Source organism: Candidatus Colwellia aromaticivorans, assembly GCF_003333305.1.
In the GTDB taxonomy this organism is placed as follows: Bacteria; Pseudomonadota; Gammaproteobacteria; order Enterobacterales; family Alteromonadaceae; genus Colwellia; species Colwellia aromaticivorans.
Window position 1 is genome coordinate 1 of sequence record NZ_QOLD01000075.1, and the last position, 21,302, is coordinate 21,302.

13 protein-coding genes are annotated in these 21,302 nt (G+C 38.8%); 2 read left to right on the forward strand and 11 right to left on the reverse strand.

All coding sequences use genetic code 11. The annotated features are described in order from the left end of the window. Window positions 1–275 precede the first annotated feature (275 nt). Window positions 276–1,301, forward strand: a complete 1,026-nt coding sequence (gene trhO / locus DWA31_RS12230; RefSeq protein ID WP_114326866.1) for an oxygen-dependent tRNA uridine(34) hydroxylase TrhO — start codon at window positions 276–278, stop codon at window positions 1,299–1,301. Between the two features lie 118 nt (window positions 1,302–1,419). Here trhO and DWA31_RS12235 read toward each other — a convergent pair whose 3' ends face one another. Next, the gene (locus DWA31_RS12235) at window positions 1,420–1,698 is read right to left on the reverse strand and encodes a hypothetical protein (protein WP_245942608.1); all 279 of its coding nucleotides are present in this window, start codon (window positions 1,696–1,698) and stop codon (window positions 1,420–1,422) included. A gap of 470 nt (window positions 1,699–2,168) precedes the next feature. On the opposite strand from DWA31_RS12235, the gene DWA31_RS12240 reads away from it, so the two are divergent. Continuing rightward, the gene (locus DWA31_RS12240; RefSeq protein ID WP_114326867.1) at window positions 2,169–4,970 is read left to right on the forward strand and encodes a bifunctional aconitate hydratase 2/2-methylisocitrate dehydratase; all 2,802 of its coding nucleotides are present in this window, start codon (window positions 2,169–2,171) and stop codon (window positions 4,968–4,970) included. A 150-nt stretch (window positions 4,971–5,120) separates the two neighbouring features. On the opposite strand, the gene DWA31_RS12245 is transcribed toward DWA31_RS12240, so the two are convergent. The 10 genes from DWA31_RS12245 to ampE form a co-directional block, all read right to left on the reverse strand. Then, window positions 5,121–5,474: a hypothetical protein gene (locus DWA31_RS12245; RefSeq protein WP_245942609.1), complete on the reverse strand. Its 354-nt coding sequence runs from the start codon at window positions 5,472–5,474 to the stop codon at window positions 5,121–5,123. A gap of 90 nt (window positions 5,475–5,564) precedes the next feature. Then, the gene (gene pepN / locus DWA31_RS12250; RefSeq protein WP_114326907.1) at window positions 5,565–8,156 is read right to left on the reverse strand and encodes an aminopeptidase N; all 2,592 of its coding nucleotides are present in this window, start codon (window positions 8,154–8,156) and stop codon (window positions 5,565–5,567) included. Window positions 8,157–8,484: 328 nt separating this feature from the next. Beyond that, complete coding sequence (gene lpdA, locus DWA31_RS12255; RefSeq protein WP_114326868.1) at window positions 8,485–9,918, reverse strand: dihydrolipoyl dehydrogenase; 1,434 nt, start codon at window positions 9,916–9,918, stop codon at window positions 8,485–8,487. A gap of 134 nt (window positions 9,919–10,052) precedes the next feature. Continuing rightward, window positions 10,053–11,984 (reverse strand): pyruvate dehydrogenase complex dihydrolipoyllysine-residue acetyltransferase, encoded by a 1,932-nt coding sequence (aceF, locus tag DWA31_RS12260; RefSeq protein WP_114326869.1) that lies wholly within the window; start codon window positions 11,982–11,984, stop codon window positions 10,053–10,055. 18 nt (window positions 11,985–12,002) lie between these two features. After that, complete coding sequence (gene aceE / locus DWA31_RS12265) at window positions 12,003–14,678, reverse strand: pyruvate dehydrogenase (acetyl-transferring), homodimeric type (RefSeq protein ID WP_114326870.1); 2,676 nt, start codon at window positions 14,676–14,678, stop codon at window positions 12,003–12,005. Between the two features lie 87 nt (window positions 14,679–14,765). After that, the gene (gene pdhR, locus DWA31_RS12270) at window positions 14,766–15,524 is read right to left on the reverse strand and encodes a pyruvate dehydrogenase complex transcriptional repressor PdhR (protein WP_114326871.1); all 759 of its coding nucleotides are present in this window, start codon (window positions 15,522–15,524) and stop codon (window positions 14,766–14,768) included. A gap of 269 nt (window positions 15,525–15,793) precedes the next feature. Continuing rightward, entirely contained in the window at window positions 15,794–16,333 is a 540-nt protein-coding gene (locus DWA31_RS12275; protein ID WP_114326872.1) for a MarR family winged helix-turn-helix transcriptional regulator, read from the reverse strand. Between the two features lie 80 nt (window positions 16,334–16,413). After that, complete coding sequence (locus DWA31_RS12280; protein WP_114326873.1) at window positions 16,414–17,751, reverse strand: dihydrolipoamide acetyltransferase family protein; 1,338 nt, start codon at window positions 17,749–17,751, stop codon at window positions 16,414–16,416. Window positions 17,752–17,771: 20 nt separating this feature from the next. After that, window positions 17,772–19,913 carry an alpha-ketoacid dehydrogenase subunit alpha/beta gene (locus DWA31_RS12285; RefSeq protein ID WP_210725591.1) on the reverse strand — a complete coding sequence of 714 codons (2,142 nt, stop codon included), beginning with the start codon at window positions 19,911–19,913 and terminating at the stop codon, window positions 17,772–17,774. A gap of 375 nt (window positions 19,914–20,288) precedes the next feature. Next, window positions 20,289–21,230: a beta-lactamase regulator AmpE gene (gene ampE / locus DWA31_RS12290; RefSeq protein WP_114326874.1), complete on the reverse strand. Its 942-nt coding sequence runs from the start codon at window positions 21,228–21,230 to the stop codon at window positions 20,289–20,291. Between the last annotated feature and the right edge of the window lie 72 nt (window positions 21,231–21,302).

Sequence of the window (21,302 nt, forward strand, 5' to 3'; positions counted from 1 at the left end):
ACAGGCGTTCTCGCTTCTTATTACTGATCAAAGTGATGAGAAATAGTAAATTGCATGAGCCGTATACGAGGTCCGTACGTACGGTTCTGTGAGAGGGATGAGGCATGAGCCTCACCCTACTCGATATTGACTTAAATTTGAGCGGAATTTAAGCATATTAAACAGATATCCTTTCTGCTAGAATGCGCCTCCCAAGCAAACCTTGATCTAGATCAGGTTTTGATTATTAATCTATAGCACTGGATTTACGTTCCAGTTAGCTCAATGGAGAGACCATGAGTTCATCAGAAAAAAAGTTATCTACATCTGCGACAGTACAAACACCATCAACCATCACTATTTGTGCGTTATATAAGTTCGTGCGTTTAGACGCATTTGCAGCATTACGTGAGCCATTATCAAATAAAATGACCAGTGTTGAGGTTAAAGGTACCCTATTATTAGCCGCGGAAGGCATTAACGGTACCATTGCTGGCCCGCAAGTAGGTATTGATGCAGTACTCGCTTTTTTAGCTGAGCAGCCAGGTTTAGACAATATATCTCATAAAGAATCCTACAACGAAGAAAACCCATTTCATCGCACTAAAGTGAAATTGAAAAAAGAAATTGTCACTATGGGTATTGAAGGTATTGATCCTAACCAAGTGGTCGGCACTTATGTAAAGCCAAAAGATTGGAATGCCTTAATTTCTGATCCCGATGTAGTGCTGGTTGATACCCGTAACGATTACGAAATTGAAATAGGCACCTTTAAAAATGCCATTAATCCGAATACAGAAACGTTTCGTGAATTTCCCGCATACGTAGAAAAAAATCTAGATAAAAACAAGCATAAGAAAGTTGCCATGTACTGCACTGGCGGTATTCGTTGCGAAAAATCAACCGCTTACCTAAAAGAGCAAGGCTTTGAAGAAGTTTATCATCTTGAGGGCGGGATTTTGAAATACCTTGAGGAAGTGCCAAGTACTGACACCATGTGGCAAGGCGAATGTTTTGTTTTTGATGGTCGTGTAGCCGTCAATCACGGTTTAGAACAAGGTCAGTATGATCAATGTTTTGCTTGTCGTTTTCCCTTAACTGAGCAAGAAAAGCAGAATAAACATTACATTAAAGGCGTAAGCTGTCATCGTTGTCATGATAAAGTAACCGAGCAGCAACGAAGCCGATTTGCTGAACGTGAGCGCCAAATTACGTTAGCTGCAGCGCGTGGTGAAAACCATATTGGTGGCGATGTGCAAGAAATTATGAATGAACGCCGTCAAGAAAAATTAAACAAAAAATCTGAGCAATTTAAAAAGTAGCACTCTCTACAAAAAAATAAGCTTAATGCTGTTTTTTTACTTACCTTTACTCCAAGTCATTAAATGGAATAAAGGTAAGTATCACAGTGAAAATTAATGACTATTTTTATACTACCAATTAATTATCTTTATGGGACTTCCCATACCAATTTGTTAATGGCTGAGCCGTTAATCCATGAGCAATAATACTCAAAAATACCGTTACCATCACTGTCGCATACAAGGTTTCGAAACCTGATACCTCTCCCACTTCATGCGCAACAATGAGTACATATAAAATTGATGCAATACCGCGAGGACCAAACCAAGCGATGAATGCCAAAGTAGATAAATCGAGCTTATTACCATCAAGTTTAGCGCCCAATAAAGAGAACATCACGGGTAACATGCGCAACACAGTTAAACTTAAAAAGGCATAAAGGCACACTTGAATAGTTACAAGTGATCTTATGCAAGAGAGTATAACATTATAGGCTCGTTAAGATGGGTGCATGATGTGTTGAAATAGTAGGTTGAGGTAGGTAGCTTGAATAGATAGGGTAAACGTAGTTTTTAGCGATTAGACGCATTGTACATCTGCCTATATAATCGTAGATTAGCCACGAAAGCTTGTATAGATACAGGGGACTTTAGTTCGTAAAATCACCTACTTTGGTACGTAAAAACACCTTTAAAAGAGAGTTTTTAGTGTAACTAATCATCTAATATAACTACTATAACTGACACTTCTACGTCCTATATTCTACATGAATAGCGCTTATTTAACCAAATGATTAGTAGTCAGTAGAAAAACTGCTAAAATAGGCTCAAAATTTTCCCCTGCTAATAACAATGTTATTAGCATCCTATAGCTAGAGAGAGTATTTAATGAGCCTTTATTTAGAATATATAGCAGAAATTGAAAGTCGTAAGAACGAGCTAGGATTAGCGCCTAAGCCAATTGATGGTGCTGAGTTAACAGCTGAGATTATCGAGCAAATTAAAGACTCAGGAAATGAGTATCGTGCAGATTCGCTTAATTTCTTCATTTATAACACTTTACCAGGTACAACAAGTGCCGCTGGTGAAAAAGCTAAATTCTTAAAAGAGATTATTTTAGGTGAAGCTGTTGTTGCAGAAATTTCAGTTGAATTTGCGTTTGAATTACTTTCTCACATGAAAGGTGGTCCTTCAATTGAAGTGTTACTTGATCTTGCATTAGGTGACAACGCTGCGTTAGCTGCTCAAGCCTCAGACGTATTAAAAACACAAGTATTTTTATACGACGCTGATACAGCTCGTCTTGAAACTGCTTTTAAAGCAGGTAACAGCATCGCTAAAGATATTTTAGAAAGTTATGCACAAGCAGAGTTTTTCACTAAGTTACCTGATATTGCAGAAAAAATAGAAGTAGTTACTTGTATTGCTGGTGAAGGTGATATCTCTACTGATTTATTATCTCCAGGTCATCAATCTCACTCTCGTGCAGATCGTGAATTACACGGCCAATGCATGAGCACTCCAGAAGCTCAAGCAGAAATAAAAGCATTACAAGCTAAGCACCCTAACGCAAAAGTGATGTTAATTGCTGAAAAAGGCACTATGGGTGTTGGTTCATCTCGTATGTCTGGTGTTAACAACGTTGCACTATTAGCAGGTAAAAAAGCAAGTCCATATGTACCTTTTATTAACATCGCACCAATTGTTGCTGGCACGAATGGTATCGCTCCAATCTTCCTAACAACGGTTGATGTAACAGGTGGTATTGGTCTTGACCTTAAAAACTGGGTTAAGAAAGTAGATGCAAGTGGTAATGCAGTTGTTGACGCAAATGGCGATGCAGTGCTAGAAGAAGCGTACTCAGTTGCTACAGGTACTGTATTAACTATTGATACCAAAGCGCAGAAGTTATACAACGGTAACGAAGAGCTTGCTGATATATCGTCGGCGTTTACACCACAAAAGCAAGAATTTATGAAAGCTGGTGGTTCATATGCGGTAACGTTCGGTAAGAAACTACAAACATTTGCAGCAGAAGCTTTAGGTGTTGAACCTGCAAACGTATATGCAGCTTCAAAAGAAATCTCACATGAAGGTCAAGGCTTAACTGCTGTTGAGAAGATATTTAACCGTAATGCGGTTGGTGTTTTATCTGACTCACCACTACACGCAGGCTCAAACGTTCGTGTTAAAGTAAATATTGTCGGCTCGCAAGATACAACTGGCCCTATGACATGTCAGGAATTAGAAGCGATGGCTGCTTCTACTATTTCGCCAATTGTTGATGGTGCATTCCAATCAGGTTGTCATACTGCTTCTGTTTGGGATAGTAAAGCAAAAGCGAACACGCCTAAGTTAATGAGCTTTATGAACGCGTTTGGTCTAATCACTGCACGTGATCCAAAAGGTGTTTATCATTCAATGACTGATGTTATTCACAAAGTATTGAATGATATTACGATTGATGACCGAGCAATCATCATCGGTGGTGATTCTCACACACGTATGTCTAAAGGTGTAGCATTCGGTGCCGATTCAGGTACTGTAGCAATTGCACTGGCAACGGGTGAATCTGCAATGCCAATTCCAGAGTCTGTTAAAGTAACCTTTAAAGGTGAAATGAAAGGCCACATGGATTTCCGTGATGTTGTTCACTCAACGCAATTGCAAATGCTTAAGCAATTTGGTGGTGAAAATGTCTTCCAAGGTCGTGTAATTGAAGTGCATATCGGCACGTTATTAGCTGACCAAGCGTTTACGTTCACTGACTGGACTGCAGAAATGAAGGCAAAAGCTTCTATCTGTATTTCTGAAGATAACACATTAATTCAGTCTATTGAGTTAGCTAAGAGCCGTATCCAGATCATGATTGATAAGGGTATGGAAAATGAAGCTGGCACATTAGTTGGTCTAATAGCACTTGCTGACAAGCGCATTGAAGAAGTTAAATCAGGTACTAACCCTGCATTAACACCTGATGATACTGCTAACTACTACGCAGAAGTTGTTGTTGATTTAGACCAAATTGACGAGCCAATGATTGCTGATCCAGATGTAAACAACGATGACGTATCTAAGCGTTACACCCATGATGTTATTCGTCCTGTTTCATACTACGCAGATAAATCAGTTGATTTAGGTTTTGTGGGTTCTTGTATGGTTCACAAAGGTGACATGCAAATCATCGCACAAATGTTACGTAACATGGAAGCGCAAGGTCAAAAAATTGAATTTAAAGCACCATTAGTTGTGGCGCCACCAACGTATAATATTGTTGATGAGCTTAAAGCTGAAGGCGACTGGGCTATTCTTGAGAAATATTCAGGTTTCGAATTTGATGATGCTGTGCCTAAAAACGCTGCACGTACTAAGTATGAAAATATCTTATACTTAGAACGCCCTGGTTGTAACTTATGTATGGGTAACCAAGAGAAAGCTGAACCAGGTGATACTGTTATTGCCACTTCAACACGCTTGTTCCAAGGTCGTGTAGTCGCTGATACTGCAGAGAAGAAAGGTGAATCATTACTTGGTTCAACGCCTCTAGTTGTGCTTTCTACTATGCTTGGTCGTTTTCCTACAATCGAAGAGTACAAGAGCGCGGTAGAAGGTATTAACCTAACTAGCTTTACTCCACCGACGGAAGCGATGACTACTCACGCAGCAGTGAAAATTGCAGATCCTAGCTAGGTTCTCTATTTTTACTCGTTAGACAGAATAAAGCCAAAGGGTCACTTTACTTATACTAAGTAAAGTGACCCTTTTTTATTTCTTAATATAAAATAGAATAAAGCACGATAAACAAACTGTGTTTGTAAGGCCTTTACGGTTATGACTGCGTTAACACTTAATTTTGGCAATAAGTGAAGGAAATATATAGTTAGGCATAGCACGCTTGTCATCAAAGCCTTCAATACCTTGAATCATCTCAATTTTGTAATGGTAACCACCACACAAACGATAAGACTTACGCAGTAAAAAAGTGGCTAGTCGTTCAAAGTTGACTTTGTTATTAGGGATAATTTCTAATTGAAAGTGTTTATCAGCCAACTTAGTTTGTTTGAATTGGAGATTATGATCAAAATCCCAGAAAGTAGTACTATTATCTTTGTTTGTTGATGTTTCTAAGTTAGTACAACTTGTGATCGCTGAAAAGAGCGTGGCATACATCATTAATTGGGGGATTTTGTTCATCAAAACACCTGCTTAACCTTAGGTTAAAAAGATAGAGACTAAAAGAGGGCAATACCAATACGGATATATGCCCTAATAAAAGTATAGCGGCTATAAAGTCATTTTACTTTTGATTAATAAACAACGCTGATCTTCTTGCTGCTTTATCAGTAAGCTACGCTTTGTTCCTGTAGACAATTCCGTTAGTTCAATTACCGCTGTCGCTAACCTAGCGACACTGACTTCACTACAAGTTGCAGGAATTAAGTTGTTATAACTGCGCATGAAAACAGGCCCGTTGGCTTTGTCTATTTCTGTTAAGCTCAACATTCTTTGTGTTGCACTTTGCTCATTAAAGCGACTTTGCTCACTTGGATAAAGTGCTGACATAGCGGTGCGTAACTTAGAAAAGCCGATATCGCTGTTCTTTTTCTGTATTTTTGCTAACCAATCAATTTTTACCTTAGCATTGGGTGCGATAACCTGTGCGCGAATTGCTGACTTTTCACCCGTGTCAGAGCTATCTAGTGTTAATTCTTGAGCAATTAATTCAGTCGATTTAGGGTGTTCAAAGCGGCTAAGTTGCGTGATTATCTCCCAACGAATATCTTGGCTTATGGTTAGACCTTCTAAAGAGTGTTGGCCATTAAGCAGTTTGTATAAATTATCGAGGGCGTTGTCGGTATGGGCAAAAATTAAGTAACTGTTAAACCAACGACGTTGCATATTCTTGTTATCGCTATTAGCTAATGTGCTTTGCCATGTTATTTCTTCTAGTTGTTGCGCAATATCTTTGACGTAGTCATGCTCACTACCTAAGCTTTTGTTTAGGTAAGCTTTAGCAGAGGATATTTGTCCTAAAATTTGCCCTAACGTTGTATAATCTTGCTCAAGTGGCGCATTCGCTAGTGCAACTTGTAAATATTCATTTAAGGGTAATGTACCATCACGAACACTATCCCATAAACTTTGCCATAACATCGAGCGTAATAGTGGATCTTGAATTTGTGCTAAATAGTTCTGAGTGGTTTTAAAAGAGCGAGCATCTAGGTTTACTTTCACAAAAGCCCAGTCTTGATAATTTGGATAAACCAAATCAGGACACGTGATACCGACTAACTCGTTAACTTCAGTGCTTTTTCCTTGATATATAACGCTTACTTTTTTAGTTAAAGCAAATCCCGGATTCTTGGCTTTTAAAAGAGCAATTTGAACTTTTTGTTCTCGTAATGTTGGTTGGCTTGGATCAGCCGTTTGCAGTAATTTGAATGAACTTATCTTACCAGCATCACATTGATAACTGGCTTCAATCGTATTAACACCAGCTTGGTAAAGCCATTTTTGTTGCCACTGTGCTAAGTCTTTACCACTTGCTTTGGCTAAACTGTTAATAAAATCATCTAAAACAGCATTTTTATAGGCATTTTCACTAAGGTAATTATGAATACCTTGCTGAAAGGTTTTCTCACCAAGTAGGTGGCGAAGTTGGTTAAGTACCGAAGCCCCTTTTGAATAAGTAATGGCATCAATATTATCAAAAGCATTCGCAGTTGAATGCACAGGAACTTCTATCGGGTGGGTGGTCACACGTTGATCAGCACGATAAGCGCTTTGTTTTCCACCGGCATAAAAACTACGCCAAGCATGGGTGAATTCGGTAGCCTCGCTTGTTGCTAAGGTTGCCATAAAAGCAGCAAAACTTTCATTTAGCCATAAGCCGTTCCACCATTTCATCGTGGCTAAATTACCAAACCATTGGTGTGCCATTTCATGCATAATCACATTAGCTAGGCGTTCTCGACGGCTTTGACTCATTTCACCATTCGTTAAAAAGCTTCCTTCGGCAAAAGTAACTGCGGCAGCATTCTCCATGGCGCCGTATAAGAAATCAGGTACTAACACTTGATCATATTTTTTAAATGGGTAGTTAATACCAAAGTAAGCATCAAAAAATTTGAAACCTTGATTGGTGTAGGTGAACCATTGCTTAGGTGTTATTTGTTTGGCAACAGATTGTCGAGCGAATAAACGTAATGGGTATTTTCCGGTATTGTCTGTCCACATTTTATACGGGCCAGCATGTAGAGAAAAGTTGTAAGGACTTAAGGTTTTACTTTTAGGAAAATGCCAAATGTTAAAATCACCTTGCTTGGTTATTTTATCTTCCCCCGTTGCTGAAAATACTGTCCATTCTTGTGGCGCCGATACTGTCATTTCAAAAGTAGCTTTTAGATCGGGCTGATCGAACAGCGCAAACATTTGTTGAGCTGCTGCAGGCTCAAAATGAGAGTAAAGGTAAACTTTATCATCAACAGGATCTTTAAAGCGGTGTAGTCCTTCACCATTAGTGCTGTGTTTACGCGTTAAGTTCACGGTAACTCTGTTGTTACCTTTAAGAAGTCGCTCTTCTGGTAAGGTAATAAACCAATCATTATAACTTTTTGCTAGTTGCTCAACGGACATTGAAAAACCATTAATGATGACACTTGTTATTTGTGCCTGGTTGAGATCTATTGTTAAAGGGGAGGTATTATCGCTTAATGCAAAATTAATCGTTGAACTAGCTGAAAAATGTTCTTCACCAGTCAAATTATAATTCAATTGATAGCTAACATTAGATACCCGAGCAGAGCGCTTAAATGCTTGCTCTTGGCTCAGGTATTGGTTCTCAGCGCGAGGAGTAAAAATTAGTGTTTGATGCATTAATTTACTTGAATCATTAAGTGCATTTTTATTGTTTTTTGTTGTCACACAAGCGCTAAGTAATAGTGTAGCTACCAGTGTTGATGCAGCAAGAATCATTTTCTTTGAAGCACTAAATTTCAAGAGAGTTCTCATTATATTTTTAATAATTTATCAAAGTATAAAACAGAAATACGAGAGTAAAAAGAGGGGGATTGATTAGATTGTTAAAAGAAGAAAAATCTGTGAAGAAGTTATAGTAATTTTTTATAATTTGAAAATAAAAAAGCCACTATCTAATAGTAAGATAATGGCTTAAATAGTTGTTATCGATTAAATGATAACTCTTTTATTTTTTCTTTTTTACTGCTTTCGCGTTTGGTAAATCAGTGATTGAACCTTCAAAGATTTCTGCAGCTAAACCAATTGATTCATTTAACGTTGGGTGGGCATGAATAGTTAAACCAACATCTTCAGCATCAGCGCCCATTTCAACCGCTAAACAAACTTCACCAAGCATTTCGCCCGCATTAATACCAACGATAGCTCCACCAAGAACACGACCTGTTTCTTTTTCAAAGATCATCTTAGTTTTACCTTCAGTACGTGCTGAAGCAATAGCACGACCAGAAGCAGCCCATGGGAAGTTAGCTACTTCAATGTTTAAGCCTTGTTCTTTTGCTTCACGTTCAGTAACACCAACCCAAGCCATCTCTGGATCAGTATAAGCGATTGAAGGAATGCAACGAGGTTCAAACGTGTGTTTTTTACCTGAAATAACTTCTGCAGCACAATGTGCTTCATGAACCGCTTTATGTGCAAGCATCGGCTGACCAACAACATCACCAATAGCAAAAATGTGATTTACGTTGGTACGTAGTTCATTTGTAACGTTGATAAAACCACGTTCGTCAACATTTACACCAGCTTTATCAGCATCAATTAACTTACCGTTAGGCTTACGACCAACAGCAACTAAAATTTTGTCATAGCGAACTTGTTTTGCTGGTGCATTTTTACCTTCGAAAGTAACGTATAAACCATCTTTTTTAGCATCAACAGCCACAACTTTAGTAGACAACATAATGTTGAATTTCTTTTTGTTGTAGTTGGTGTAAATTTTAACAATATCTTTATCAGCAGCAGGTACTAATTGATCAGCAAATTCAACAACTGAAACGTTAGAGCCTAACGCTTTGTATACTGTACCCATTTCTAAACCGATGATACCACCACCAAGTACTAACATTTCGCCCGGTACGTCTTTAAGCTCTAAAGCACCCGTTGAATCAATAACACGCGGATCATCTTTTGGAATAAACGGTAAATCAACAACTGATGAACCCGCAGCAATAATAGCGTTATCAAAAGTAATTGTGGTAGTTTTACCATCATTACCTTCTACTGCGATTGTTTTATCGCTAGTAAATTTACCAAAACCGTAAACAGTTTTAACTTTACGTGCTTTAGCCATACCGCCTAGGCCACCCGTTAATTGACCAATTACGCTTTCTTTCCAGTTACGGATTTTATCTAAATCAATTTTTGGCTTACCAAAAGTAACACCGTGAGAAGCCATTGCTTCAGCATCATCAATAACTTTAGCTACGTGTAATAATGCTTTAGAAGGAATACAACCAACATTTAAACAAACACCGCCAAGTGTTTCACGGCTTTCAACTAATACTACATCTAAACCTAAATCTGCTGCGCGAAATGCTGCAGAATAGCCACCAGGGCCTGCACCTAATATTACTACTTGAGCTTTGATTTCGTTACTCATACTGTTACTGTCCTCAATAAAACCGATTAAAGTTTTTTATTTTGTGAAATATTTTTATGGGCGAAATTCTACCCTTATCTATTGAATTTCGCCAATATTAATTCATAAGAACCGACTAAAGTCGACCTTTCGTACTATAAAATCAACTTGCGTATATCTGACATTACGCCAGCTAAGTGAGCGGTAAAGCGTGCTGCAAGCGCACCATCAATCACACGATGGTCGTAAGACATTGATAATGGAAGCATTAGTTTAGGAATAAATTCACTACCATTCCATTTTGGTTTCATTTCAGATTTTGAAACACCTAAAATTGCTACCTCAGGGGCATTTACAATCGGCGTAAATGCTGTGCCACCAATACCACCAAGACTAGAAATAGTAAAACAGCCACCTTGCATATCTTGTGCTTTTAGTTTGCCATCACGTGCTTTAATGCTTATTTCTAATAATTCACGCGATAACTGATGAATACCTTTCTGGTCAACATCACGTACCACAGGAACCACTAAACCATTAGGGGTATCAACTGCTACACCAATGTGAATGTATTTTTTCATCACTAAGCTTTCACCGTCTTCACTCAAACTTGAGCTAAATACTGGGAATGCACGCAGAGCATCCGCTGCAGCTTTTAAAATAAAGACTAGGGGCGTAATTTTAAAACCAAGTTTCTGCTTCTCGCACATCACGTTTTGTTCTTTACGAAACGCTTCAACGTTAGTTATATCGGCTTCATCAAACTGAGTAACGTGGGGAATAGTTACCCAGTTACGGTGTAAAAAGGGTCCAGATATTTTTTGAATACGAGATAATGGTTTTACTTCAATCTCACCAAATTTAGAGAAATCAATTGCTTTGGCACTAACCACTTGCAGACCACCTTCACCAGCGGCAACTGAACTACCTGCGTTGGCTTTTGGGCGAGAAAGTTCATATTTCACGTAAGACTGTACATCTTCTTTTAAAATTCGACCTTTATTACCCGTGCCTTTGACAAGCGTTAAGTCAACGCCGAATTCACGTGCAATACGACGAATTGAAGGTGAGGTGTAGATGGCGCCTTTACTCACTTTACCCGCTTGTGGGTGATGCGGTACAGGAGATGACTTTTTACCGGCAGGAGCTGGCGCGGCAGCAGGAGCCTGTGCAGCAACGGGAGCAGGAGCTGCTGAACCGCCACCTGACGTTTCAAGTTTAATTACTAGACTACCTTGTTTTACTTTATCGCCAGCATTGATATAAACTTCTTTAACTGTACCAGCATGAGTTGACGGTACATCCATTGTTGCTTTATCAGTCTCTAAAGTGATTAAACCATCTTCTTCAGCTATTACATCGCCAACAGCAACAAGTACTTCAATAACATCAACTTCACCATCTTCGCCAATATCGGGTACTTCAACATCGATGATGGCACTGGCTGCAGGAGCCGCTGTCGTTTGTGGAGCTGCAGGAGCTGGTGCAGAAGAAGCTTCAGCAACTGGCGCTGCAACTGCTCCGCCACCTGAGATTTCAAGCATGATAACTAGGCTGCCTTCTTTAACCTTATCACCAGCGTTGATTAAAACCTCTTTGACTGTACCAGCATGAGTTGACGGTACATCCATGGTTGCTTTATCAGTCTCTAAAGTGATTAAACCATCTTCTTCAGCTATCACATCGCCAACAGCAACAAGTACTTCAATAACATCAACTTCACCGTCTTCACCAATATCTGGTACAGCTATTTCTATAATTGAAGCAGCAGACGCAGCCGCTGGTGCAGGAGCAGATACAGGAGACGGTGCGGCGACCGGTGCAGGCGCTTCTTCTGCAGCTGCAGAGCCGCCAGCACTGATTTCACCAATGACATCACCTTCTTTAATTTTATCGCCCACTGACACTGATAAACTGGCTAATGTTCCAGCAAACGGCGCAGGTATATCCATTGAAGCTTTATCAGTTTCAACAGTAACAATACCTTCATCGGCTTCTAATGCATCACCAACGGCAACACAAATTTCTATAATTTCAACTTCTTCGCCACCAACATCGGGGACTAAAATATTTTGTATATCTGACATAGTAATCTATAGCCTCTATTAAGCGTAAAGTGGGTTGATTTTCTTGGTATCAATATTGAAACGTTTAATCGCTTCTGTCACAACAGAACGTTCAATATCACCACGGTTAGCTAATTCGAATAAAGCCGCAACAACAATGTAGTTTTGGTCTACTTCGAAATGTTGACGTAAATTAGCGCGGCTATCACTACGGCCAAATCCGTCGGTACCTAGTACACGGTAATCCGTATCAATAAATGCACGCACTTGTTCGGCATAGTTTTTAATATAATCGGTCGCTGCAATTGCAGGGCCTTTAGCAGGGGTGATTACTTTGCCAATATAAGATTGTTTCTGTTTGCTTTCAGGGTTAAGCATGTTCCAACGTGTTACATCTTGGCCTTCACGTGCTAATTCATTGAAAGACGTGACAGAATAAACATCACTCGAAACGCCATAATCATTTGCCAAAATTAGGGCGGCTTCGCGCACTTGCAATAAAATGGTACCAGAGCCCATTAATTGAACCTTCGCTTTGGCCTTTTTAGCTGCCACACTTTCTAACTTATAAATACCTTTAATAATTTGTTCTTCAACATCTTTTGTTTCTGGCATTGCTGGATGTTGATAGTTCTCATTCATTAGCGTTAAGTAGAAGAAAATATTTTCATTCTCTTCATACATGCGGCGTAAACCTTCACGAATAATAACAGCAACTTCATAACCATAAGTTGGGTCATAGGTAACACAGTTAGGAATTAAACCTGCTTGAACATGAGAGTGACCATCTTGATGTTGTAAACCTTCACCGTTAAGTGTGGTTCTACCGGCTGTTGCGCCTAATAAAAACCCTTTCGCTTGGCTATCGCCAGCTGCCCAAGCTAAATCACCAACACGTTGGAAACCAAACATTGAGTAGTAAACGTAGAATGGGATAGTTGTCGCATTACAAGTTGAGTAAGAGGTGCCAGCAGCAACCCATGACGCCATCGCTCCTAACTCGTTAATACCTTCTTGCAATACTTGACCTTTTTTATCTTCACGATAATACGCGACTTGGTCAGCATCTTGAGGAATGTATTTTTGTCCTTCATTAGCATAAATACCCACTTGACGGAATAAACCTTCCATACCAAAAGTACGCGCTTCATCAGGTATAATTGGCACAATACGTTTACCAATTTTTTTATCTTTTAGTAAGCTATTTAATACACGAACAAAAGTCATGGTTGAAGAAACTTGACGCTCACCAGAACCTTTTAAAATAGCATCAAATATCTTCAATGATGGAATTTCTAATGATTCTTCAGCTTGTTCACGACGCGCTGGCATTGAACCGCCTAAAGCATCACGGCGCGCTTTCATGTATATATATTCTTCGCTATCTTCTGAGAATTTATAATATGGTAAACCTTCAAGATCAGCGTCAGCCACTGGAATATTAAAGCGATCACGGAAATGCTTCAGTGAATCGATATCGAGTTTTTTAACGTTATGGGCAATATTTAAACCTTCACCAGCCGCGCCTAAACCAAAACCTTTAACTGTTTTAGCTAAAATAACAGTTGGACGGCCTTTGGTTTCCATCGCTCTCTTATAAGCAGCATAAACTTTAACTGGATCATGACCACCACGGTTTAAGCGATAGATATCTTCATCTGACATGTTGGCAACAAGTGCAGCCGTTTCAGGATATTTATTGAAGAAGTTTTCACGGGTATATTTGCCGCCTTTGGCTTTACAGTTTTGATATTCACCATCAACGGTCTCTTCCATTAATTGTAATAATTTACCTGACGTATCACGGGCAATAAGCGCATCCCAATAACTTCCCCAGATAACTTTAACAACTTCCCAGCCTGCGCCACGGAATGTGCCTTCTAGCTCTTGAATTATTTTTCCATTACCGCGAACAGGGCCGTCTAAACGTTGTAAATTACAGTTAACAATAAACGTTAAGTTATCTAAACCTTCACGAGAAGCCAAACCAATAGCACCTAATGATTCAGGCTCATCGGTTTCGCCATCACCCAAGAAACAATATACACGTTGTCCTGAACAATCTTTAATGCCGCGATCGGTTAAATATTTAAGGAAACGGGCAGTATAAATAGCTTGAAGTGGACCTAAGCCCATAGAAACGGTTGGGAACTGCCAAAAATCGCCCATCAAATGAGGATGAGGATAAGATGATAAACCTTCGCCATCACACTCTTGACGGTAGTTGTTCATTTGTTTTTCAGTTAAACGTCCTTCTAAAAATGCACGAGCATATATACCCGGAGAAATATGACCTTGAGCGAAAATAAAATCGCCACCGTCTTTTTCTGAAGCCGCTTTAAAAAAGTGATTAAAACCTACATCGTAAAGTAATGCTGAAGAGGCAAAGCTACCAACATGACCACCTAGCTCTAAATTCTTATTAGAAGCTCTTAATACTAAGGCTAATGCATTCCAACGAATAATGGCACGAATGCGATATTCAATGGTTTGATCCGCTGGCATGTGGGGCTCTTGTCCCGGTGAAATAGTGTTTACATAGGCAGTTGTTGCCTCAAAAGGTAAATGGGTTCCACCGCGACGGGCACGATCAATTAATGCCTCAAGTATAAAGTGTGCACGCTCTGGACCTTCATTTTCTAATACTGATTCCATTGATTCTAACCATTCTTGTGTTTCTAATGAATCAATATCAATGTTTGGTAGATCTGACATGTTTTGTCTCCAATATTGTTTATTACTATTTAATTATTTAGTTATTTAGTTATTTAGTTATTTAGTTATTTAGTTATTTAGTTATTTTTATATTCGCCTCATAGATCTCTCCATACGGCTATTTTCTTGTGTTAGTTTTAACAGTATTTCTTCTATAAAAGCTAAGTGACGGTGGCTAGCACCCCAGGCTTTTTGTGGTTTTCCGCTAATGATAGCGTCAAGCAAGTTTGTTCTATAATCTGTTATCTTGCTAAATATCTCAGGACGTTTAGCTAAAACAGTTAAGTTTTGCTCTATGTTGTCTATTATCAGTTCAGCCATACTACGTGTGGTTTGTAATATCACTACATTATGCGATGCTGCACATATTGCTAAATGAAACTCATATACGGCTTTTGCTTCTAAGTGAAAGTCATCTTCTAATTGGCTATTACCAATATTGTTATGCTTGGCTTGAATTTGTTCAAAATCAGTAGGGGTGCCTCGCATGGCTGCATAATAGGACGCCATGCCTTCAATACCATGGCGAAACTCCAATAAATCAAATTGTGATTCATTACTATTTGCCAGTAAATCAAACATAGGATCGGAAAAAGACTTCATTATTTTCTTGCTTACAAACGTACCCCCTCCTTGTTTACGCGTGACAAGCCCTTTAGCTTCTAGCTTTTGAATGGCTTCACGTAAAGACGGTCTTGAAACATCAAACTGTTTCGCCAGTTCACGCTCAGGTAACAACTTTTCACCTGGTTGCAAACTACCCTCAATAATCAACTCTTCTAGTTGAGCTAAAATAATGTCTGACAGCTTTTGTGGAATGAGCTTTTGTTTTAATAGTTGTGTCATTAACGGCTAAACCTTGAATAGTTTTATTTTATATTTTTATAACTTTAAAAGTACCTAACATCTTCCTTGGTAAATTGGTATTACCATTAGTTTTTATGCCAAAAAAAAGAAAAATTAAATAGGATTTGAATTGTAATATAGTTGAAGGAGGGCATTAAAGCAAGGTTATTTTATATACAAAATAGAGTTAATGCTTGAAACATTTGTTTGAATTTGGATTGGTCTTACCAATATCTTAAAGGATTAAAGTAAAGTTATACAGTAAAACATTACTCCCATTCGTCTTCCAGTTCATTTTCCATGTGCTGTAAATGTCTATCTAGTTTGTTTAATAAATGATGCAACGTTGATAGTTCGTCATGGGTAAAGCAGCTATCAATCATGTCACCTGTTTCAATGCGTTTAGGCGTTATTTTATCATAGAGATCAGCACCCGCTTGTGTTAAGTAAATCAATACTTTACGGCGATCTTTTTTAGAACTAAGGGTGTCAATGAGTTGTTGTTTTTTTAATACCTTTACTGCTCTCGAAATAGTGGCAGCATCAGTTTTTAAAGCCTTGGCAACATTTCCATTAGTTAAACCACCATAAGCGCCTAAAATAGAAATAACACGCCATTCCCGCTCGCCAATCCTTATTCCTATTTCATTGAGTAATTCAGGTAAATCATAACCCGCTTGGGACATTTGTGCGGCTAAATAGTACATGCGATAGGGTAGGAATGTTTGCAAATCTAAACTACAATTTACTTTCCCTTGTGGAGATTTTTCTTTTTTAACGGTACTTGATAAGTTTTCAGGTAAGGTCATGATAAATTATCCAGTGGGGTGGGGAGTCAAAGTGTTTTTTATTTAACATAGAAGATTCTACTCTGACCCCTGTTAAATTACTACTGTCCCCAGTGTTCAATAACATCAACAAATTTAGCTAAAAACATATTTGTTTGGTGGGCATCAAGTGCACGATGGTCAATACTTAATGAGACATAACATTTCGGTTTAATGACCATAGTATCTACACCTGAAATTTCTTCTACTGAGACTCGCTTTTCTAACTTCCCTATGCCAAGTATTGCCACTTCAGGTTGATTAATAATAATCGGCGTAGCAAATAAACTACCACTAACGCCATGATTAGAAATAGTAAAAGTGCCATTTTTCATATCACTTGGGACTATGTTGCCACTGCGCGCTTTTTCAGTTTGTATACTGAGTGCTTGAGCAATAGAAAATAAGTTCATCGATTGAACTTGTTGAACAACAGGAACTACTAAGCCTTTATCACCTAAAGCCGTACCAACGCCTATATTAATATCACTAAATAGCTCTAACGCATCTTCATGAAAGCGAGCGTTTACTTGTGGAACTTCTTTTACCGCTTTAACAATTGCCGCTAAAAAATAAGCAGTAAAGGTTAATTTAACACCTAATTCAGCATATTCAGTTTTATGCCATTTTCTATGCTCAATAATATTACTCATATCCATTTCAAAAACACTAGTGACATGAGGTGATGTTTCTAACAAGCTTTTAACCATATGATTAGCAATTGCTTTACGCATATTGGTATGCTTAACCATAGTACCTTTGAGTGGTCTAGCGACGGGAGCATGAATAAAGGTTGGTGTATTTGTCACTATAGCGGAATTAGAGTTGGGCGTATCATGGATGTAAGAACGAACGTCATTTCTAGTGATCCTACCATGGTGACCTGTGCCAGTAATAAGGTTTGGATTTATGTGGTTACTTTTTAGTAAACGACGTGCGGCAGGACCAAGCAAATATTGTTCGCTATCATCTATAATAAAGTCGGCTTTAATATTCAATTGCTCGCTTGAAAGGTTATCCGAGCTTACTTTACTATTCTGTTCATCGCTGTTTGTCTCATCGTTGTTTGTCTTTTGGTTCACTGCTTCGTTATTTTCGGCTTGATTAGCTTCTTTTGTATCAGCAACAGTTGAGGTTATAACTTTTGCTGCTTTTGTAAATTCGGTATCTAATTGCCCTAATACTGTATCAACAGCAATTTCTTCGCCTTCACCAAAGATAATAGTAGATAAAACACCCGTGTTAGGCGCACAAATTTCCATCGAAACCTTATCGGTTTCTAATTCTATAAGCGGGTCACCTACTTTAACTTCTTCTCCAATAGCAACTAACCACTTTGATAACGTAGCCGAAGTACCTTCTAACTGGGCAGCAGGTAAGATAATATCAATTGTACTCATGTTTTTTACTCGCTATTTAGTTAAAATTCTACAATGTCGATAATTGTTTGTACTATGCGCTCAACGGTTGGAACCGCAGCATTTAACAAATGAATATTATGTGGATTTGGCGTATCTGGCATCGTTAAACGCTCAATAGGCGCGTCTAAATCAAAAAAGCCATCTTTTGCTATTACTGCCGCAATTTCTGCACCAAAGCCAGCAGTCATATTATCTTCATGAACAATTAAACAACGACCCGTTTTGACAATACTTTCTAATACCGTTTCTTTATCCCATGGCTGAATAGTGCGTAAATCTATCAGCTCAATACTGTCAGGAGTATGTTCTTTTTTAAGCTCTTCAATAGCAGCATCGCAACGCTCTACCATAGCGCCCCAAGTAACTAATGTTAATTTGTCGCCTTTTGTTAATACATTAGCTCTACCAAATGGAATAACAAAGTCGTCACCGGGGTAAGGGCGGCGTGCCCAACGGTTATCAAGTAGGCTTCTGTGCTCAAAAAATATGGTTGGATTATTATCACGTAAAGCATAACGTAACAAACCTGCGGCATCTTCGGCATTTGAAGGCATAACCACTTGCCAACCCGTTTTATGTGCCCATTCAACTTCATCACTCATTGAATGCCACGGATCCCCTCGACCAGCAAAACCGCCGGGAATACGAATAACCATAGGAGCGGCAAATTGATTATTGGTGCGCCAACGCATAATACCGGTATCGGTAATTTGTTCAGCAGCAGGCTCAGCATATTTTCTAAATTGAATTTCAGGCACTGGCATTAAGCCAGATAAAGCTATACCTACCGCACGACCAATAATGCCTTCTTCTGAAAGGGAGGTATCAAAAACACGAAGATCACCAAATTGTTCATTTAACCCCAGTGTTGCGCCATGAACGCCACCTTTAGGGCCAACATCTTCTCCAAAAACAAGTACTTTTGGGTTAGTATCAAGTTCATGCGCTAATACTTTGCGAATAGCCGTTTGCATATTTAAGCGCTGACCTTCAGGCTTAGCAATTTCAGTTACGGTAGGAAATAGGTAATGATCGCCATGTAAGCCACCACGAAGTTGCACATCAGCTTGACCATTTTCATGTTTTTCTGCATAGACATAACGGGTCAATTTACTGGTATCTGGCTCTGGACGTTGTTTAGCGCGTTCAACACTGGCGCGAATTTCGTTATAGGCTTTTTCTTCTAATGCTTGCCACTCAGTATCACTGATAATATTCTCTTTTGCCAAATAACTTTTAAGTTTTGGTAAAGGATCATTTTTTTGCTCTTCTGCTATCATTGCTTCAGGTTTATAGGTTTGCGTATCTTGAAAAGTATGCCCACACAAACGGGGTACTTTTAGGCGCAATAAACAAGTACCTTTGCCGGCACGAACATAATCAACCGCTTCTTGTACTAGTTGTGGTGTAAGTATGGGATCAGTCCCATCACCATCAATGATCTTTAAGTTTTTATATGCACTAAGGTTAGCTACTTGGTCGCCCCCTGGCGTTTGCACGGTTTGTGGTACTGAAATGCCATAGCCATTGTCTTCAATATAAAATAAATGCGGTAGGTTATTGGTTGTTGATATGTTTAATGAAGCCCAAAAGCCACTAGTAGACATCGATGAATCACCACCCATGGATAAGCCTAATGCACCGCGGTATGATTCATCTTTTAATTCATCTCTATGATAAATAATTGATTGTGCCCAGCCGGCAATAGGAGAATATTGTGCGCCAACACCACCGCACATAGGGAATAACATCGCCCCTTTACGCTCTACGTTAGGGTAGTTACAGACCACGCCAATATCCCGACCATCACTATATCCACCTGACTTTGCCATAGGTGAAGCAACAGCTTCATCAATATCTAACCCAAGAGATAAAACAAAAGGACGAGAGCGATAGTAACCAGTAGCACCATCATGCGGGTGTGTTAATTGCACGCCTAATAGTATTTGCGCAAAATCATGGCCACGGGCAGAAAACTGATTAAACACCAACTTTGCCGGCACTAGTTCTTGCTCTTCTACGTCATCCATTGATCTTGAAAGCAATAATAAATAGCTGATTTTTTGCCAGTCTATTGATGAAGTAATACCTTGTGTGGCTGTTTTTGCTTCTGTGTGTGTTTGACTAGAAACTGTTTTCACAATGTCACCTTTTTAAATACTTATTGTGTTTTCTTGTTAATTTTTTTATTGATCTATTAATTGCAAACAAGAATTGTTATTTAAGTTAAGATTACAAGTAGATTGTTGTATCTGCAATAATATGTGCGATGTTGTATTTATCTAGGAGTAATGAAAACATTACACTTGGTAAAAAACCGAATTATTTTGAAGGCGTTTGGAGGTGACTGTTAGAGGGTATATATGGTTATGTAGTTAACTCAAGATGTAATGGTGAGCGTCATCTTCGAAGTCTCTGATCGAAGATCTATTGCGCTTAATACACGAGATCCCCGACTAAAAAACCACGGGGATGACGATCCTGACCCTATACATAGGCACGTATATTTATATCCATTAACGAATAACACCAAACAGCGTTAAAGTCGCAATTGTGGCAAGTAGTAATAAAACGTTACGTTTAGATAAGCGCACTAATAAGCAAGGCTCTGCTGTGCAGTCATCTTTGTCTACCATAATATCTTCTGATTTTTGCGCAACATCAGTTAATATTTCGTGGGTTGGTTTTTTAACATCAAAGAAGCTTTCTAACCACATAGGTAGCGCTTTTGAAAAATGACCGACAAACATATAGCCAAATGAAGTAATGCGCACAGGCAGCCAATCTAAGTAGAATAGAATGTTGTGATAGTTTTTACAGCCTGATGAAACACTAGGAATACTGAATTTATCGTCTTCATCGATGATTTTTTCTTCCTTGTTCGATTCTGGTTCTGCTTCATATTGGTTGTCATTATGCGGGGAATTTTCACTTTGATCTAATGAACAGCCATTTTGTTGTTCTATTACGGTAGTCAGTAAACGGTAAAAAACAACACCAGCAGCGCCAAAAAGGGTAAAGAACAGCATGATAGCAATGTAATACCGGTAATTTAACCAGATAAGGGCTTGTCCAAAGCCCATTGATGGTAAGTTTTTATCTTGCAAAAGTTGCTGATGAAACATCTCTGATGTCGTTTCTTCACCACGAAAGGCGGCATGTAAATACTGCTTATAACTGTGCCGTGTAGTGAAGCAGCCAAAACAAACAATAAGCACCAAAGTAGATATGATGAAATGTAGTAGGCCATCACCTACGAATAATAAGAGTCCATGAATCAAGGCAACGGGTAATAATAAAAAAACGGTATAGCTAAGCGTGCTCCCCTTGAAGGTGGAAGAATTTTTATTACGTTGGAATAAACTAGCATATTTTTGATAATAGTAATCAAAACGCCATAGGGAAGAAGTAAGTGATTTTTCTGCGGCTAGGGCAATTAGTAAACTTAGTAAACTCATGTAAAACCTTATTTGTTAATAGCGTTGCATCTTTTTGCTGTAAGCCTTAATAGATGCATCAATTGTACTCAT

Excerpts from the sequence above, each read along its gene's own strand:
- trhO (WP_114326866.1), top strand. The coding sequence starts at position 276 with ATGAGTTCATCAGAAAAAAAGTTATCTACATCTGCGACAGTACAAACA.
- DWA31_RS12240 (WP_114326867.1), top strand. The coding sequence starts at position 2,169 with ATGAGCCTTTATTTAGAATATATAGCAGAAATTGAAAGTCGTAAGAAC.
- DWA31_RS12245 (WP_245942609.1), bottom strand. The coding sequence starts at position 5,474 with ATGAACAAAATCCCCCAATTAATGATGTATGCCACGCTCTTTTCAGCG.
- pepN (WP_114326907.1), bottom strand. The coding sequence starts at position 8,156 with ATGCATCAAACACTAATTTTTACTCCTCGCGCTGAGAACCAATACCTG.
- lpdA (WP_114326868.1), bottom strand. The coding sequence starts at position 9,918 with ATGAGTAACGAAATCAAAGCTCAAGTAGTAATATTAGGTGCAGGCCCT.
- aceF (WP_114326869.1), bottom strand. The coding sequence starts at position 11,984 with ATGTCAGATATACAAAATATTTTAGTCCCCGATGTTGGTGGCGAAGAA.
- aceE (WP_114326870.1), bottom strand. The coding sequence starts at position 14,678 with ATGTCAGATCTACCAAACATTGATATTGATTCATTAGAAACACAAGAA.
- pdhR (WP_114326871.1), bottom strand. The coding sequence starts at position 15,524 with ATGACACAACTATTAAAACAAAAGCTCATTCCACAAAAGCTGTCAGAC.
- DWA31_RS12275 (WP_114326872.1), bottom strand. The coding sequence starts at position 16,333 with ATGACCTTACCTGAAAACTTATCAAGTACCGTTAAAAAAGAAAAATCT.
- DWA31_RS12280 (WP_114326873.1), bottom strand. The coding sequence starts at position 17,751 with ATGAGTACAATTGATATTATCTTACCTGCTGCCCAGTTAGAAGGTACT.
- ampE (WP_114326874.1), bottom strand. The coding sequence starts at position 21,230 with ATGAGTTTACTAAGTTTACTAATTGCCCTAGCCGCAGAAAAATCACTT.